The sequence below is a fragment of the Pleurocapsa sp. PCC 7319 genome (assembly GCF_000332195.1).
GTDB lineage: Bacteria > Cyanobacteriota > Cyanobacteriia > Cyanobacteriales > Xenococcaceae > Waterburya.
Window position 1 is genome coordinate 612,273 of the sequence record NZ_KB235922.1, and the last position, 15,133, is coordinate 627,405.

Consider the following 15,133-nt stretch of genomic DNA (forward strand, 5'->3'; position numbering starts at 1 on the left):
AGAGAAAAAAATAGAATTTGGTTGAGGTGTTGATTGCTAGTTAATAGTTAACAGCTTTGGTTAAATACTGAGCAAGGGTAACAGCATCTACTCCTAATTCTGTTCGCTCTTTAGCGGCTAAAATTCCTGCTTGAGCGTGCCACCAAGCCGCACTAGCCACGGTATTAAATAGGTTGGTTTTTTCCGCTTTTGTTCCTTGTGCCACTAAACCACCGATTAATCCGGTTAAGACATCTCCGCTACCTCCTCTTGCTAAGGCTGGAGTACTAGCGGAAATTAACCACGTGAATCCTCGTTCATTAGAGATCGCTGTTCTTGCTCCTTTGAGTAAAATAATCGCCTTGCTTTGTTGCGCAGCAGTTTGTACTGCTACGATGCGATTACTTTCTGGCTCGGTAATTTCAGGGAATAAACGCTTGAATTCTCCTGGATGAGGTGTCAGGACAGTGGGAACATTTCTTTGACTTAATACCTCTGTTGCTCCATGCTCTGCCAAAATATTGAGACCATCGGCATCCAAAATTAAAGGGCATTCTGCCTGTAAAACTCTCTGCACCACCGATTTAGCATCTACAGTCAAACCAGGACCACAAGCGACAGCATCAAATCGACTCAAATCGTTCCCAGAAAAAGGTAAAGAAGAGATCGCACCTTCTTTATTCTCAGGACAGTCAATAATTAAAGCTTCTGGTAAATGACTAATTAAAAGAGTTTTTAAAGACTCTGGCACAGCGACAGATAACATTCCTACTCCACTAGCTCTGGCACCCAAAGCCGTGAGAATAGCGGCTCCTGCATAACGATGAGAGCCACAAATAAGTAGTAAATGCCCTTGACGATATTTATATGTGACTACAGGACGGGGTAGAGGTAAGTTTTCTAAGGCGATCGCGGGAGAAATTCTTTTTACTGGTACTGGTTTGGGTAATACTGACCAGATATGATGGCGTAGCAGACCAAAATCAATTCTTTCACTGATACCTATATATTCTAAGGCTACATCTTGGAAAAAAGCCTGTTTCCATAAACCCAAACATAATGTGCGGGTAGCTTTGATGGCAGTACCTAATACGGCACCTGTATCGGTATTTATTCCTGAAGGCAGATCGATACTTACTACTGGTTGAGACCAACTGTTAACCAGATTAACTACTTCGATAATATTTTCGGGTAACTCACGAGTTAAACCAAAGCCAAACAAACCATCAATAATTAATTGACATGCTTGTAAAGGTTGTATTTCATCAAAGAAGGGAATACCAAGACTATTGATATAGCTGGCGTGTTGGGCAGTTAAAGACTTGAGTTTAAAAAATGGTCGATAAACTTTAACTTGATATCCTGCTAGATACAATTCACGAGCAATTACCAGCGCATCTCCGCCATTATGACCAGGTCCGACTAAAATACCTACCGAGGTAATCTGTTCACGAGGATACAAAATCTGAAGGCGATCGCTACATAACTTGGCTGCCTTTTCCATCAATGCTGCCACAGGCATCCCCGCAGCAAAGATCTGTTCTTCTATCTGCCGCATTTGTTCGGCAGATACGATCACGGTATCGACTATATTATCCATATTCACTGAGTCGGCTCATCAACTGCCAGCTAGATCGACAGATAATTTAAAGATTAGTCGAAATTGCACCTACAGGACAAGTGGGTATACATTGCTCACAAACTATGCAATGCGATCGCCGAAAGTTTAATCTAAAAGTCTCTGAATCTAAAATAAGAGCTTGAGTCGGACAGACTCCCGTACACAAACCACAATCTACACAGCTATCTTGATCGATTACAATTTCAGCACTAGCCGAGAAGACATTAATATCTCGCATACGCATCCATTCAATGGCAGCATCAATTTGATCGATATCTCCCTGCAACTCGACCACTAGTTTGCCCATCTGGTTGGGAGCTACCTGCGCCCGAATAATATTAGCTGCAACATTAAAATCTTTTGCCAAACGATAGGTTATGGGAATTTGAACCGCAGTTTTGGGAAAAGTTATTGTGACCCGTTTTTTCATGGGGAGTAATAAATTGAGGACGGACGATTAATATAGATAGAATGATACAAATGGCACTTTAATTATTTATCTATAAGTTTACTGATGACTGAGCCACAACTAGACTCTAATACTAATAATAATTCTGTGAGAAATATTGTAATTGCGATTACGGCAGTTGTCCTCAGTATCGCTCTGTTTTTGGGCTTACAAACTGAGACTAGTTCTTTATCTTTAGAATCTCAGGTTAAACGCTCCACTCCCTTGAATGTAGCATTAACTAATAATAAACCCACCCTGACGGAATTCTATGCGGACTGGTGTACCAGTTGTCAGGCAATGGCAGCTGATCTGGGGGCAATTAAACAAAATTATGGCGATCGCGTCAACTTTGTGATGCTCAATGTCGATAATACTAAATGGTTGCCAGAAATGTTACGTTATCGGGTTGACGGGATTCCTCATTTTTTGTTTATGGACTCTACCGGAGAAGCGGTAGCTGAGGCAATTGGAGAACAACCTCGTTCCATTCTCCAGGAAGATTTGGATGCTCTCATAGCCAATAACCCCATTCCCTATGCCAATACCAGAGGTCAAGTTTCTCAGTTTGAGAAAAAAGTTACCGTTACCGATAATGCCAATACTGACCCTCGTAGTCATGGTGCAACGGTTAAGTAAGTTTTTATCTAGGAAATCTCGGCTAGAGAATGAAGTAATCAGTAATCAGTAATCAGTAACAGATGACTACAATTGTTAAACATAGAAGAACGGGAAATGCATATATTTTATTAGGCATTAATGGGGAAGGAGACAAAGCCAACCCATCTCGTTTTATTAGTGAACTATTTTCTCCAGAGAAGTCTGATGTATCCTGCTCAGCAACAGTTTGTGATGTTCAAGGAAATATTTTTTTAGCTTATATTGATGATCTAATAGTTATTGAAATAGAGGGCAAGAAGCCAGCCGATATTTTACCCCAACCCGATTTTAACTCCGTATCTAATGATGATTATCAGCAGGAGAGTGACGATTTTGCCGATGATCTTGAAGATAATTTTGAAGATGAAGAGTTAGTTGAGAATCAGGAAAATCCCAAAATGACAACAGATTCCTCTAGTAGTTCTGTATATAGTCAAAATCAAGCGGAGCAAAGTAAATTGGCTAACGATGATGATGATGACTGGATATGAACTACCGCAACTTGCTTCGATGAAGCTGTAGTTTCTGGCTTCGCTGGGTACTATAGTCGTACATAATTATATTAGGACATTAAAAGTGACAGGTTCGGAAGTAATGGGTAATGAGTAACGAGTAATAATTTTTTGATTGATATTTCAGAAAAATGTCCTAACTTTAGTCCTTAATGCTATACCTTCATCATTTTCCACAGCACCAAAAGCTTTTAATGTAGATTTTTGTGCAGTTGTTAAACCTTTTACTCCAGTAATATTTATTCCTTCATAGAGTCTGGTTGCTTGAAGCACTGCGAAACATTCGCCCGTTTGGACATCCCATAATCTAATAGTTTGGTCTTGCGAACCACTGACAACATGACTGCCATTAGGACTAAATGCAACTGAAGAAACTAAATGGCTATGTCCGATGCAGATATGTAGACATTTTCCGGTTTGTACATCCCAGAGTCTTACCATGCCATCTGGTGAACCGCTAGCAAGAGTTTGACCATCAGCACTAAAAGCGATGGAAAATACCCAGTTTTCGTGACCAACTAGAGTTTGAAGTAGCTGACCTCGTTGACAATCCTATAGTTTAATCGTGGGCGTTGCTGAATTAAGGGAAGAATCGGTGCTTCACTTAGAATTTGTTTACAAGCAAGATGAAATAACTATTTAATGTGGTAGTATTTTTGAAATCTTGATTCTGAGGTAAACAACAATACTACCGTGCAAAAAGCTCTTTCTCATTGGTGTCAATTTTCACTCTATACCTTTGGCTGTCTCTACGTCACTAGTGACATATCTTTAGCTCAAGTTACGTCTGATGGCACAGTTAATACTCAAGTAAATCAAAATGGTAATGTAGCAGAAATAACAGGGGGGGGAACGCGAGGGAGTAATTTATTCCATAGTTTTCAGGACTTTTCTGTACAGATAGGAAATGAAGCGTTTTTTAATAATGCGGATAGTATCTCTAATATTTTTAGTCGAGTTACAGGTGGGAAGATCTCCAACATTGATGGTTTGATTCGGGCTAATGGTAGTGCCAGCTTATTTTTGATTAACCCTGCTGGGATTATTTTTGGTGAAGGCGCAAGACTAGATCTCGGTGGCTCGTTTTATGGTTCTACTGCTAGTAGTATTTTGTTTGATGATGGGGAATTTAGTGCAGCAGATTTAGAAAACCCTCCTTTATTAACAGTTAATGCTCCAATTGGTTTAGGTTTTCGGGATAATCCTGGGGATATAGTCAATCGCTCTAATTTTAATTTAACTACTACTGTCCTCAATGGTGAAATCAATCCCGTTTTTGAAGGTAGTGAATTTACTATCTTTGATGCTGTAGGTTTGGAAATTAATCCTAATGAAAATATTGCTTTGATAGGGGGGAATGTTTTTCTAGAAGATGCTGGTAGTATAACTGCGCCAGGTGGCAATGTAGAACTTGGAGGATTACTAGAAGCAGGTGAACTTCTAATTAGTGAGGATGGAGGATTAATATTTCCAGAAGGAATAGAAAGAGGAGATGTTAATTTAACCCAGCAAGCAAGAGTCCGAGTAGTTTCTGATGGTGGTGGTTCCATTAATATTAATGCCAGAAATTTGGAACTTACAGAGCAAAGTGAATTATACGCAGGTATTGCTGAAGATATGGGAAACCCTGAATCTCAGGCAGGTGATATTAATATTAATGCAACAGAATCGGTGAGAATCATTGGCAGTGGTGGTGTTGGAGAAGATACTTCTGCTTTTATCAATGGAGTCATCCTTGATACAAATAATTATGATACAGGAATTAGGAATTTAGTAGGATTGCGTCCTGATGGTCTAGAGAATCTACCCGATTTAGGTAGAAATCCTAAATCTGAAAGTACTGCAATAGGCAATGGTGGAGCAATCAATATCGAGACAAGCTTGCTAGAAGTGAGAGGGCGTAGCTCTATATATAACGTAGCCTATGGTAGAGGAACAACAGGCAATACAAGTTTACTATCTAATGACATAATAATAGAAGAAGTATCAATTTTAAATCGGGTTTTATCTGGAACTGGAAGTACGGGAAATATTAATTTTGAAACTAATAATTTAACGATTATTGGTTCTCCTAATAATCAATTTGACGGAGATGCTTCATATATTATTACTAGCAATCGTAACTTTAGTGACATTGGCAACATTAATATTAATGCCAACGAGCAAATTAACTTTAGTGGGCTAAATCTAATCCAAACTGAAGTTCAAGAAGGTAATCAGGGAGATGCGGGAAAAATTAGCATTCAAGCTAGTAATTTTTCTGACCAAGACGGATTTATTCAAAGTAGAATTTTTGGTGTAGGAAGTCCAGGGAAAATAGATATCGATGTCGAAAATGAAATTAACTTTAATGGTACAGAAGTAAACTCAGATGTCAATTTTAATGTGCCAATTAATGTTGAGGACATCACTATAAATGCTAACAAGATTAACTTAAATGAATCTGGAATTAGATCCAGTACTATAGGAGCAGGAAATGCTGGAAATATTGCTATCACTGCTGATGATTCCATAGCAATCGGAAGAACTACAGTTCAGGCGGGTACTGACGAACAAGCTACTGGCAATGGAGGAAGCATTATTTTAAATGCAAGTAATAATATATCTGTCGACTCAAGCCTCATTTTAAGTCAGGTTAGGGATGAGTCATCAGGAAATGCTGGAGAAATAAGCATTTCCAGTAATATGATCGATATTAGAAATTTTTCTCTTGTTTCTGCTAACGCTCAGATAGATACTTTTGGTAGGGCAGGAAATTTAAATCTTGATGGAACTAATATTTTAATTAGAGAAGGCGCAATTTTAGATGCTTCCACTGAAAATGGTGTAGACGCTGGCAGCATTAACTTAAATGGCAATAATTTAGAAATCGTTTCAGGAGGGGTTGTCGTAACTTCCGTAAATCGTGGTGGTAACGCAGGTAATGTAAATCTCAATTTTACAGGAGACATTACTATAAACGGAGAGGATGCACTTCCTCGTTCTGAAAATATTTTTGAACTTGATGAACAATTATTAATCGATTTGCAAGAATCGACGGGTTTATTTGCGACTAACAGCTTGAGTTCTACAGATGGAGGAGGAAATATTCAAATTTTTGGGCAAGGAAGTTTAGATATTGGCAACAATGCTACAGTCTCTGTTGGTAGCGAAGAAGGAGGAAATGGAGGAACTATAAATATTGATATTAGTTCCCTTGATTTAGACAAGGAAGGAACAATTTCCGCTATTACTACTTCGGGAGTTGGAGGAAATATCCGTTTGGTAGTGGACGATTCTATAACTTTAAATAGAGATAGTCTAATTTCTGCTGAAGCTTTTGGTGAAGCTAGCGGAGGTAATATAGATATTAATACAGAATTTATCATCGCTTTTCCTGACGGTAGTAACGATATATTGGCTAGTGCAGAACAGGGACAAGGGGGAAATATCACTATCAATGCTGAGTCATTATTTGGTATTCAAGAACGTATTCCTAGTAGCTTGACTAACGATATTAATGCTAGTTCGCAGGTTAATGGTTTAGATGGCACTATTTCTATCTCTACACCCGATATTAATCCGATTCAGGGAGTAACAGAATTACCAACCAATGTAGTCGAACCAGAACGAACTGTGGCTCAGGCTTGTCAAGCTAACAGAGAAGCAACAGCAAAAAACAGTTTTACCATCAATGGTAAAGGTGGTATTCCAGCAGAACCAGGACTACCCTTAAATTCTCTTAATGTCTCAATTAATGGTGAAACTAATCGCACATCTGCCATCCCCCAACCCATAGAAACTAGTATAGGCAAAATACAACCAGCTAGAGGCATCAAAGTTACTGATTCTGGAGAAGTAATCTTAACTGCTTATCGGACTAATAACTCAGGCGATCGCCTGACTAAAATCCAACTTAACTGCGGTTGATAGAAAAAGTTCAACATTAAACACTGAAAGATGGCTATATCCAGACTATAAGGAGTTTTGCCAAAATACAGGAACTCCTTGAGTTTGTTTACGCCGATTTGTGAATTTATTGTCGGACTTAGGTAAAAATCAGTTGGGTTTAGATATCTGTAAGAAACGCGATTGCGCTCCGCGCAGTGGCAGAGCCAATTGCTTTGGGTCATATTTTGAGGGTCTGAAGATATGCAGTAAAACACCCTTCTTCTGTCACTATCCGAAATTTGAATTACAATAGAAGAAATTTTTAGAAGCTGTGAGGTAGAGTGGGCAATGGATGTAGAACTACAGATTCTTAAACATTTAAAGCGCTCGCCGGCACCTACAGTTTCCATAATAGATCGATATTGTGACTCTTATAATGACTTGTTTTTTGATGTCAGAAATTATGAATGTTTTAAATATTTACATCAAGGAATCATCTCACCAATTAAAAGAAAATCATTACCAGAAATAGCCAAAGTAGTAGGAATTTCATCACCTCAGTCATTACACCACTTCATAGCTAATTCACCTTGGTCGGTAGAAGAACTCAAAAAGAGAAGATTGAGTTTAACCAAAAAAGCATTAAAAGGAGAAAAAATAATAGTAGTGGTTGACGAAACGGGGGATAGAAAGAAAGGGAAGAAAACAGATTATGTAGCCAGACAATATTTGGGTAGTATCGGTAAAATAGACAATGGAATAGTATCGGTAAATGCTTATGGGGTCTATCAAAATATAACCTTTCCTCTAATGTTTAAAGTTTTCAAACCAAGAGGAACATTGAAAGAGTCAGATACTTACAAAACCAAAATTGAGTTGGCATCATCAATTGTTACAGAACTGATAGAATTTGGATTTAAAATTGAATTAGTGTTAGCAGATAGCTTGTATGGCGAGGCTAGTTCATTTATTAGAACATTAGATAAATATCAACTACCTTGGGTGGTCCTAAAGGATACCGCTTCGCATATAGCAATTAGGAATAATCATGGTGTCTGACTATCCGTTGAACAAAAGGTTAGAGCTAACAAGTGGTGTAAATTCAAGAGAACTTTTAGCAACCAAAAATCCGAAATCAGGTATATCAGAGAAATAATTTATGGCAAAAGAAACCGAAGAACTTATTGGGAAATAACTACTGACCCTGAAACTATGCCACCTAATTCTACTTCTTTTGTAATGACTAATATTCAAACTACTCGTCACAAAATGAAGAAGACATTAGGCAATTTATATGGATTAAGAACGTGGGTAGAATATGGATTCAGACAATGTAAACAAGAACTAGGATGGACTGATTATAGGTTTACCAATTTCCCAGAAATTAATAAATGGTGGGAAATTATTTTCTCGGCTTACTGGATGGTCAGTTCTCATTCTAAAATCTTCCATAACTTAAATCCATCTCAAGCTTTATCTAATTCTAATCTTCAACCTCAAAATTCTATTGCTGATTATACTGTTCATCCGCAATGGTCGAACAAACAAGGGTGGAAAAGCACTTTGAATAACTTTCGTTTAATTATTCTACCTGCTATTTTGTTTTGGGCTATTATTCCTTGGTTAGACATCTTTCCTAACCGTTCTTTGTTGCTGGGTTTTCATCAACTCATATCTACTATGAATCAATTTTATTTTCATTTATCCGATGGCTAAACTTCGCTTTTACTACTCTTTAATCTCGGATAGTGACAGAAGAGGGATATTTACCTGATAAAAAACGTTTCCAAGTTCCTTTGGAAATACCTTCGGCTAAATAACCTTCTTGCTCCCAAGATACACCTAAAGCAGCACTAGCAGAATCTAGCCACCGAAAATCATTGATCGACCATCCCATCGATTTTCTAGCTTGTTTAATCTTGGTATGACCCTCATCGGCAGCTTTTAATGCAACCATTAATACTTTACTCTCGCATCCCTTTGAATTCACTTGTTTCTCTAATTTATGTAGCGATCGAGAACAAGTCGGGATATATAGCCGTACAAAGTTGTATTGGGACAAGTTTATTTGATTGCTCGTAAGTAATAAGTAATATAATGTAAGTCCGTATTGCTATAAATTGGGAAATTAAATTTCTAGCGATTATTATGCTGTAAATAAAGGTAACAATAAAGTGAAGAAATAATAGACTAAAGGAGCAGTAAACACATAACTATCGGTTCGATCTAAAATACCTCCATGTCCAGGAATTAATTGCCCCGAATCTTTTACTCCAGCATCTCGCTTCATCATTGATTCGGTTAAGTCTCCAAGCAAGCTAGTAATACCAATTAGAGTGCCTAACATGACACCGCTAATCTGCCAGGCAGGAAGATGAAAATACCAAGCTCCTATTTCAGCGACGATTAAACTACCAAGCACACCAAAAACTGCTCCTTCCACAGTTTTTTTGGGACTAATATCTGAAAGCCTAGTCCGACCAAAGCTTTTTCCCATCGTATATGCGCCAATATCCGCCGCCCAAATACAAGCCATTACTAAAAATGTCAAAGTTAAGGCAGTAGGGAACTGACTGGGATTGAGCCAAGAATCAGGCCAATAACCATCTAGTGGCAAATTACTCGCATTACTGGAATTGGGCAGACTAACTCGTAAACGTACCCAAAAAGTAGGCAGATAACCTGCATAAAATAAGCCTAAAATAGAGCTAGAAATATCGGCAATAGTTGCCATTTTGGGTTGAAAGAGGAGGTAAAAACAAATAATTGTTCCCCCCAAGCAGAACATGGCATCAGTTACATTAGGAGCAATCATAGAACTGATTAGAAGAAGTTGAGAAACCACTAGGGTCGTTTTTCCCGCTGGTTCGACTCCTTTGGCACGAACCAGGCGAAAATACTCTAATTGTGCTAAGACAATTAAAATACCAATACCGAATGTAAAATACCATCCTCCGAGAATAATCATTCCCAAAGCTAAGGTGATCGCTATTACTGCGCTAACTATACGAGACAAGGGCATAATGCGTTGCTGCTACAAACGCTGGATTAAGGAAAAAAGATTAGTTTAAGATGACCTTATGAAAGGTTAACAAATTACTGGATTAAGTCCTAATATTTATTTGTAAGAAGCAATCATAAATTTGGATTCTATCGTTTTATATTTTTTCACCACTAAGAATAAACATAGGATTTACCGCCGCAAACGTCTGATGAATTCCCCTGGTTTCTAGACGATTGACAGCGGACTGAACTACTTCTATATTACGAGCTTGAAGCTCTGCTAAACCTTCAGAAATAATATATAAATTCTCTAAATTGTTAACTGTTGCCACAATACTACCTCCAGGCTGAAGATATTTCCAAGTTTGTTTGAGTATATCTTTGATCGGCTTGCCCCCTTCAATACAGACTAAATCTGGTTGGGGCTCTATATTTTGTAGACATTCTGGCGCACTTCCTTGTACTACTTTAACGTTATTAACCTCAAAGCGCTCGCAATTGCGTTTAATTAACCCCGCAACTTCATCATCCCTTTCAATGGCAATTATCTGTCCTTGAGGGCAAAGTAAGCCAATTTCCACGGGAATTGTTCCGGTACCTGCACCAATATCCCACAAGACTGAGTTAGGTTTCATCCGTAATGAGGAAATAATTAAAATACGTACTTCTCTTTTGCTGAGAGGAATCCCAGGTAGGCGTTCAAATAGTTTATCGGGAATACCAGGGGTTTTATAAGGCCAGAGCATGATTAGTTTCGGAGTTTGGGTTTGGAGTATTAAATCAATTAATCTATTAAGATTATTCAGCTATGTAACTACTTGTATCGTCTTAATTGTGGGATCGTTACACCCCGTAATAGTTCCCCCCGCAGCTAAAACTCGGAGTAAGTATTCAATTGCTTCTGTAGTAATTATCTCACCAGGCATCAATAAGGGAATTCCAGGAGGATAGGGACAGATTAACTCGCCACAAAGGCGATCGCTTGCTTGACTAATAGGAACAGTTTCGGTGTCAGCGAAGTAGGCTTGCCGAGGAGTCAGGGTCGGGGTGCTAGTTATAGAGTTAGGGGAGTAGTAGTGGCTAGGGGGATTGGGGCTAAGGGGATTGAATTTTTGAGAAAGAGTTTGACAACCTTGAATAAGTTGTTGAATGTCTGCTGCGGTGTTGCCGAGGGAGATAATAAAGGTCAGGTGTTGCAGTAGAGGAAGTTCGCAGGTAACTCCTAGCTGGTTGTGGAGTATTTCGTCGGCTTCAAAGCCAGTCATACCTAACCTGGATACGTTGAGGGTTAATCTTGTGGCGTCGAGATATTGATAGCCTGGACTTATTTTGGGGTTGAGTACAGATAAGTTAGGAATTGCTGCTAGTCTATTTCTCGCTTCTGTAGCTAGTGCTATAGTTTGACTCATTAATTCTTGACCTCTAGTTGCCATTTGTTGTCTGGCGGCATCTAAAGAGGCAAGAAGCAGATAACTTGGGCTAGTAGATTGGACTAGTTGTAGAGCTTTACTGATTCGGCGATCGCATATTCGATTTCCCTGAATATGCAACATGGATGCTTGAGTCATAGCACTCAATACTTTGTGAGTCGATTGTACGGTCAAATCTGCTCCCACACTCATCGCTGAGGGGGGGAAGTCGTGATGAAAAGCAAAATGTGCGCCGTGAGCCTCGTCTACCAGGAGGGGAATGTCATATTGATGAGTAATTTCGGCGATCGCCTGGAGATCGCTACAAACTCCTTGATAAGTTGGGTGAAGCATCATTACCGCCTTAGTATGAGGATTTTCTGCTAATGCCCGTTGTATTGCCTCTGGAGTTACGTTATAAGCTAATCCCTCGGCAGCATCATATTCTGGATTAACAAAGATTGGTCTTGCCCCGGAAAGGATCAAACCAGCGATCGCCGATTGATGAATATTTCTCGGTAAAATTACTTTATCCTCCGCACTACAAGTAGCTAAAATCGCCGCCATAATCCCAGAGGTTGAACCATTAACTAAAAACCAGGTTTTTGCTGCACCAAAAGTTGCTGCTGCCAGTTGTTGCGCTTCTTCAATTACTCCTTCAGGAGCAAATAAGTTATCTAGTTCAGGTAATTCGGGTAAATCAGCTTCAAAAACGGCTGTGCCTAGCAAATATTTAATACTATCGCTGATTTCTTGTCCTTGTTTATGTCCAGGAGCATAGAAAGCGGTATGAGGTTTTTGAACTAACTTTTGCAGAGCACTTAATATAGGTGCTTTTTCCCCAGAAGAATTAGTAACCATAGAAGTCTAAGTAACTATAACAAGGTGAAGATTAAAGAATGAGTTGTGAGCAACCAAAATACTAGCCATTAAGTAACTCAGCCATTTTTTTATAAGCAATCGATTGTTTTAAAGACGATTAATCTTAACTTTATACACGCTGCTTTTTTCTTAAAGATTGAGTAAAAGATAACTTTAATGATCGCCTTGTAAGTAATTATTCTGATATTGTTTGGAAAAATAAATTAAATAACAAACAGGTATATTCGAGTGTATTTAATAAATAATTATTACAATAATCCTATGGAGAGCGATAAAAAAAAAATTCTTATTGTAGATGATGATTCTGCATTACAGCATTTGATAGATCGATTTCTTAACTTTAATAACTATGTTACTGAAATTGCTTCAGACTGTAGAACTGCTAGACAAAAATTTCGTAGTTTTCAGCCAGATTTAGTTATTTTAGATATTAATCTGCCTGATGATACGGGATTAACTCTTTGTGAAGAAATACGAAAGACTAATGTCATGATTGTCATGTTAAGCTCCATGACTGATAATAACTATATCTTAGAAGCCTTTAGTAAAGGAGCAGATGATTATGTTACCAAACCATTTGATTTACAAATTTTAAAGGCTAGAATTGAAGCTTTATTTAGAAGAGGTGGTAATAATAGTACCTCTAAATCTACTACTAATTCTATAGTTTTAGATAATCTCAAAATTAATTTCTATCGTCGAGAAGTCATTTTAAATAATCGCAGTATTCCTCTAACCGCGTTGGAATTTGATTTATTGTATTTCTTGGCCAGCAATCCTAATCGTGTTTGGGATAGGTCAGAACTAATTGCTGCAATATGGAACAAAGATGATTATGATGGCGATGATCGTAAAGTAGATATTCATATTGGTCGTATTCGCAAGAAAATCGGCGATATTGAGGGAGAATTTATCAAAACCATTTGGGGTAGAGGTTATATGTTTGAGTTATCTGGTTCTAATACAGTAAAATTGGCAGACTGAACCAAAAAGTCTATACGAGCTGTCATGTTAAGAGCTGGAATTGTCGGATTACCTAATGTAGGTAAATCTACTATGTTTAATGCCTTGGTTGCCAACGCTAAGGCAGATGCTGCAAATTTTCCTTTTTGTACCATTGAGCCAAATGTTGGAGTGGTCTCGGTACCCGATCCTCGCCTAGACGTTCTTTCTAAGCTGTCTAATTCTCAAAAAATTGTACCAACTCGAATCGAATTTGTTGATATTGCAGGATTAGTTAAGGGGGCTAGCAAAGGAGAGGGATTGGGTAATCAGTTTCTAGCTAATATCCGCGAGGTTGATGCCATTGTGCACATGGTACGTTGTTTTGACGATGATGATATTATTCATGTTTCAGGCTCTGTTGATCCAGTGAGGGATATTGAGGTAATCAACTTGGAGTTAATCTTGGCAGATTTGGCTCAGGTAGAAAAGCGTATTGCCCGAGTACGAAAACAGGCAAAAAATGATAAAAAAGCACAAGCAGAAGTCGAACTACTAGAGAGAATTAGTACAGTTTTAAATGATGGTAAATCTGTTCGTAGTATGGGTTTATCAGAAGAAGAATTATTAATTATTAAACAGTTAGGATTATTATCAAATAAACCCATAATTTATGCTACTAATGTGTCTGAAGATGATTTAGCCAGCGGCAACAAATGGGTAGAAGAAGTCCAAAAATTTGCCACAGATGAAGATGCCAAGGTAGTAGTAGTTTCTGCTCAAGTGGAGTCGGAATTAATTGAATTATCACCAGAGGAAACCAAGGACTTTCTGGCAGCTTTGGGAGTAGAAGAGGGTGGGTTAAAATCGCTCATTAGGGCAACCTATGAACTATTAGGTTTACGTACTTATCTAACCACAGGTGAAACAGAAACTCGTGCTTGGACTATTATTGCAGGAACAAAAGCACCCCAAGCTGCGGCAGTAATTCATACAGATTTTGAAAAGAAATTTATCAAGGCAGAAACTATTAGCTATGAAGATTTAGTAGCTACTGGTTCCAAAAATTCTGCTCGAGAAAAAGGGCTACTGCGCCTAGAAGGAAAAGATTATGTTGTCCAAGAAGGTGATGTAATTGAATTTCGTACTGGGGCTTAAATAAAACTAGTAGAAAAGCCGATATTTAATTTATCTGTCAAAGAGATCTCAGTTAAAAGGGAAAAAGACAGATAAATCATTTATATGGTGGATTTATCACATTTACACTGTCTTAGTAAATAGCGGGGATCAATTCTGCGTATATCATAATACAAGGTTATAGCTAAAGATAAAGATTATATTGCGAAAACAGAAAAATATAGTGATTGGGTTTAAATTACTAATAATTACTATATTTAGGACTCACTTATTATGAATTTTCTGGCAATAGTTATTTCTTTAATAGTTACTACCATAAGCTTATTGATTATTTCCAAGCTTCCCACAGGGGTGGAAGTAGATAGCATTAAAAAGGGCTTCATAGCAGCCATTGTTTTTGGGGTTCTCAATGCATTATTACATCCTATTTTATCTTTTCTGACCCTACCAATTAATTTTCTTACTTTTGGTTTATTTTCTCTAATCGTTAACGGATTTATTTTTGGTCTCGCAGCCTTGTTGGTTCATGGATTTAGATTACGCTGGGGAATTTGGAGTGCTTTAATCGGAGCCTTTGCCCTGAGTATTATTAACTCCATAATTTATAAAATTCTTCCTTTTACCGTGGCTAGTTAATTTTGACTATCGACAATAACTAATTTAAAAGCGA

12 protein-coding genes and 2 pseudogenes are annotated in these 15,133 nt (G+C 38.0%); 7 read left to right on the plus strand and 7 right to left on the minus strand.

Annotation, left to right across the window (positions count from 1 at the left end):
- Nucleotides 1–40: 40 nt before the first annotated feature.
- Both PLEUR7319_RS0106940 and PLEUR7319_RS0106945 read right to left on the minus strand, forming a co-directional pair.
- Nucleotides 41–1,579: a bifunctional ADP-dependent NAD(P)H-hydrate dehydratase/NAD(P)H-hydrate epimerase gene (locus tag PLEUR7319_RS0106940; RefSeq protein WP_019504482.1), complete on the minus strand. Its 1,539-nt coding sequence runs from the start codon at nucleotides 1,577–1,579 to the stop codon at nucleotides 41–43.
- 46 nt (nucleotides 1,580–1,625) lie between these two features.
- The gene (locus PLEUR7319_RS0106945; protein WP_019504483.1) at nucleotides 1,626–2,030 is read right to left on the minus strand and encodes an NIL domain-containing protein; all 405 of its coding nucleotides are present in this window, start codon (nucleotides 2,028–2,030) and stop codon (nucleotides 1,626–1,628) included.
- An 84-nt stretch (nucleotides 2,031–2,114) separates the two neighbouring features.
- On the opposite strand from PLEUR7319_RS0106945, the gene PLEUR7319_RS0106950 reads away from it, so the two are divergent.
- Nucleotides 2,115–2,687: a thioredoxin family protein gene (locus PLEUR7319_RS0106950; protein ID WP_019504484.1), complete on the plus strand. Its 573-nt coding sequence runs from the start codon at nucleotides 2,115–2,117 to the stop codon at nucleotides 2,685–2,687.
- Nucleotides 2,688–2,749: 62 nt separating this feature from the next.
- Nucleotides 2,750–3,199: a hypothetical protein gene (locus tag PLEUR7319_RS37875; protein ID WP_019504485.1), complete on the plus strand. Its 450-nt coding sequence runs from the start codon at nucleotides 2,750–2,752 to the stop codon at nucleotides 3,197–3,199.
- 144 nt (nucleotides 3,200–3,343) lie between these two features.
- Here PLEUR7319_RS37875 and PLEUR7319_RS0106960 read toward each other — a convergent pair.
- Nucleotides 3,344–3,751: pseudogene (locus PLEUR7319_RS0106960) on the minus strand (WD40 repeat domain-containing protein); the annotation flags it as partial.
- Between the two features lie 162 nt (nucleotides 3,752–3,913).
- On the opposite strand from PLEUR7319_RS0106960, the gene PLEUR7319_RS0106965 reads away from it, so the two are divergent.
- Nucleotides 3,914–7,129: a filamentous hemagglutinin N-terminal domain-containing protein gene (locus PLEUR7319_RS0106965; RefSeq protein ID WP_019504487.1), complete on the plus strand. Its 3,216-nt coding sequence runs from the start codon at nucleotides 3,914–3,916 to the stop codon at nucleotides 7,127–7,129.
- A gap of 309 nt (nucleotides 7,130–7,438) precedes the next feature.
- A pseudogene (locus PLEUR7319_RS39955) lies at nucleotides 7,439–8,806 on the plus strand (IS701 family transposase).
- 19 nt (nucleotides 8,807–8,825) lie between these two features.
- Here PLEUR7319_RS39955 and PLEUR7319_RS0106980 read toward each other — a convergent pair.
- The 4 genes from PLEUR7319_RS0106980 to PLEUR7319_RS0106995 all read right to left on the minus strand — a co-directional run bounded on the left by PLEUR7319_RS0106980 (nucleotide 8,826) and on the right by PLEUR7319_RS0106995 (nucleotide 12,363).
- Nucleotides 8,826–9,047, minus strand: coding sequence for a hypothetical protein (locus PLEUR7319_RS0106980; protein WP_019504490.1), 222 nt, complete (start codon nucleotides 9,045–9,047; stop codon nucleotides 8,826–8,828).
- A 189-nt stretch (nucleotides 9,048–9,236) separates the two neighbouring features.
- The gene (locus PLEUR7319_RS0106985; protein ID WP_019504491.1) at nucleotides 9,237–10,112 is read right to left on the minus strand and encodes a phosphatidate cytidylyltransferase; all 876 of its coding nucleotides are present in this window, start codon (nucleotides 10,110–10,112) and stop codon (nucleotides 9,237–9,239) included.
- A 136-nt stretch (nucleotides 10,113–10,248) separates the two neighbouring features.
- Entirely contained in the window at nucleotides 10,249–10,839 is a 591-nt protein-coding gene (gene cbiT, locus PLEUR7319_RS0106990; protein ID WP_019504492.1) for a precorrin-6Y C5,15-methyltransferase subunit CbiT, read from the minus strand.
- 60 nt (nucleotides 10,840–10,899) lie between these two features.
- Entirely contained in the window at nucleotides 10,900–12,363 is a 1,464-nt protein-coding gene (locus PLEUR7319_RS0106995; RefSeq protein WP_019504493.1) for an aminotransferase class I/II-fold pyridoxal phosphate-dependent enzyme, read from the minus strand.
- A gap of 282 nt (nucleotides 12,364–12,645) precedes the next feature.
- On the opposite strand from PLEUR7319_RS0106995, the gene PLEUR7319_RS0107000 reads away from it, so the two are divergent.
- From PLEUR7319_RS0107000 to PLEUR7319_RS0107010, 3 genes are all read left to right on the plus strand, one after another.
- Entirely contained in the window at nucleotides 12,646–13,368 is a 723-nt protein-coding gene (locus PLEUR7319_RS0107000; RefSeq protein ID WP_019504494.1) for a response regulator transcription factor, read from the plus strand.
- 24 nt (nucleotides 13,369–13,392) lie between these two features.
- A complete protein-coding gene (gene ychF / locus PLEUR7319_RS0107005; RefSeq protein ID WP_019504495.1) occupies nucleotides 13,393–14,484 on the plus strand; it encodes a redox-regulated ATPase YchF in 1,092 nt (363 codons plus the stop codon).
- 252 nt (nucleotides 14,485–14,736) lie between these two features.
- A complete protein-coding gene (locus tag PLEUR7319_RS0107010) occupies nucleotides 14,737–15,099 on the plus strand; it encodes a phage holin family protein (protein ID WP_019504496.1) in 363 nt (120 codons plus the stop codon).
- Nucleotides 15,100–15,133 lie beyond the last annotated feature (34 nt).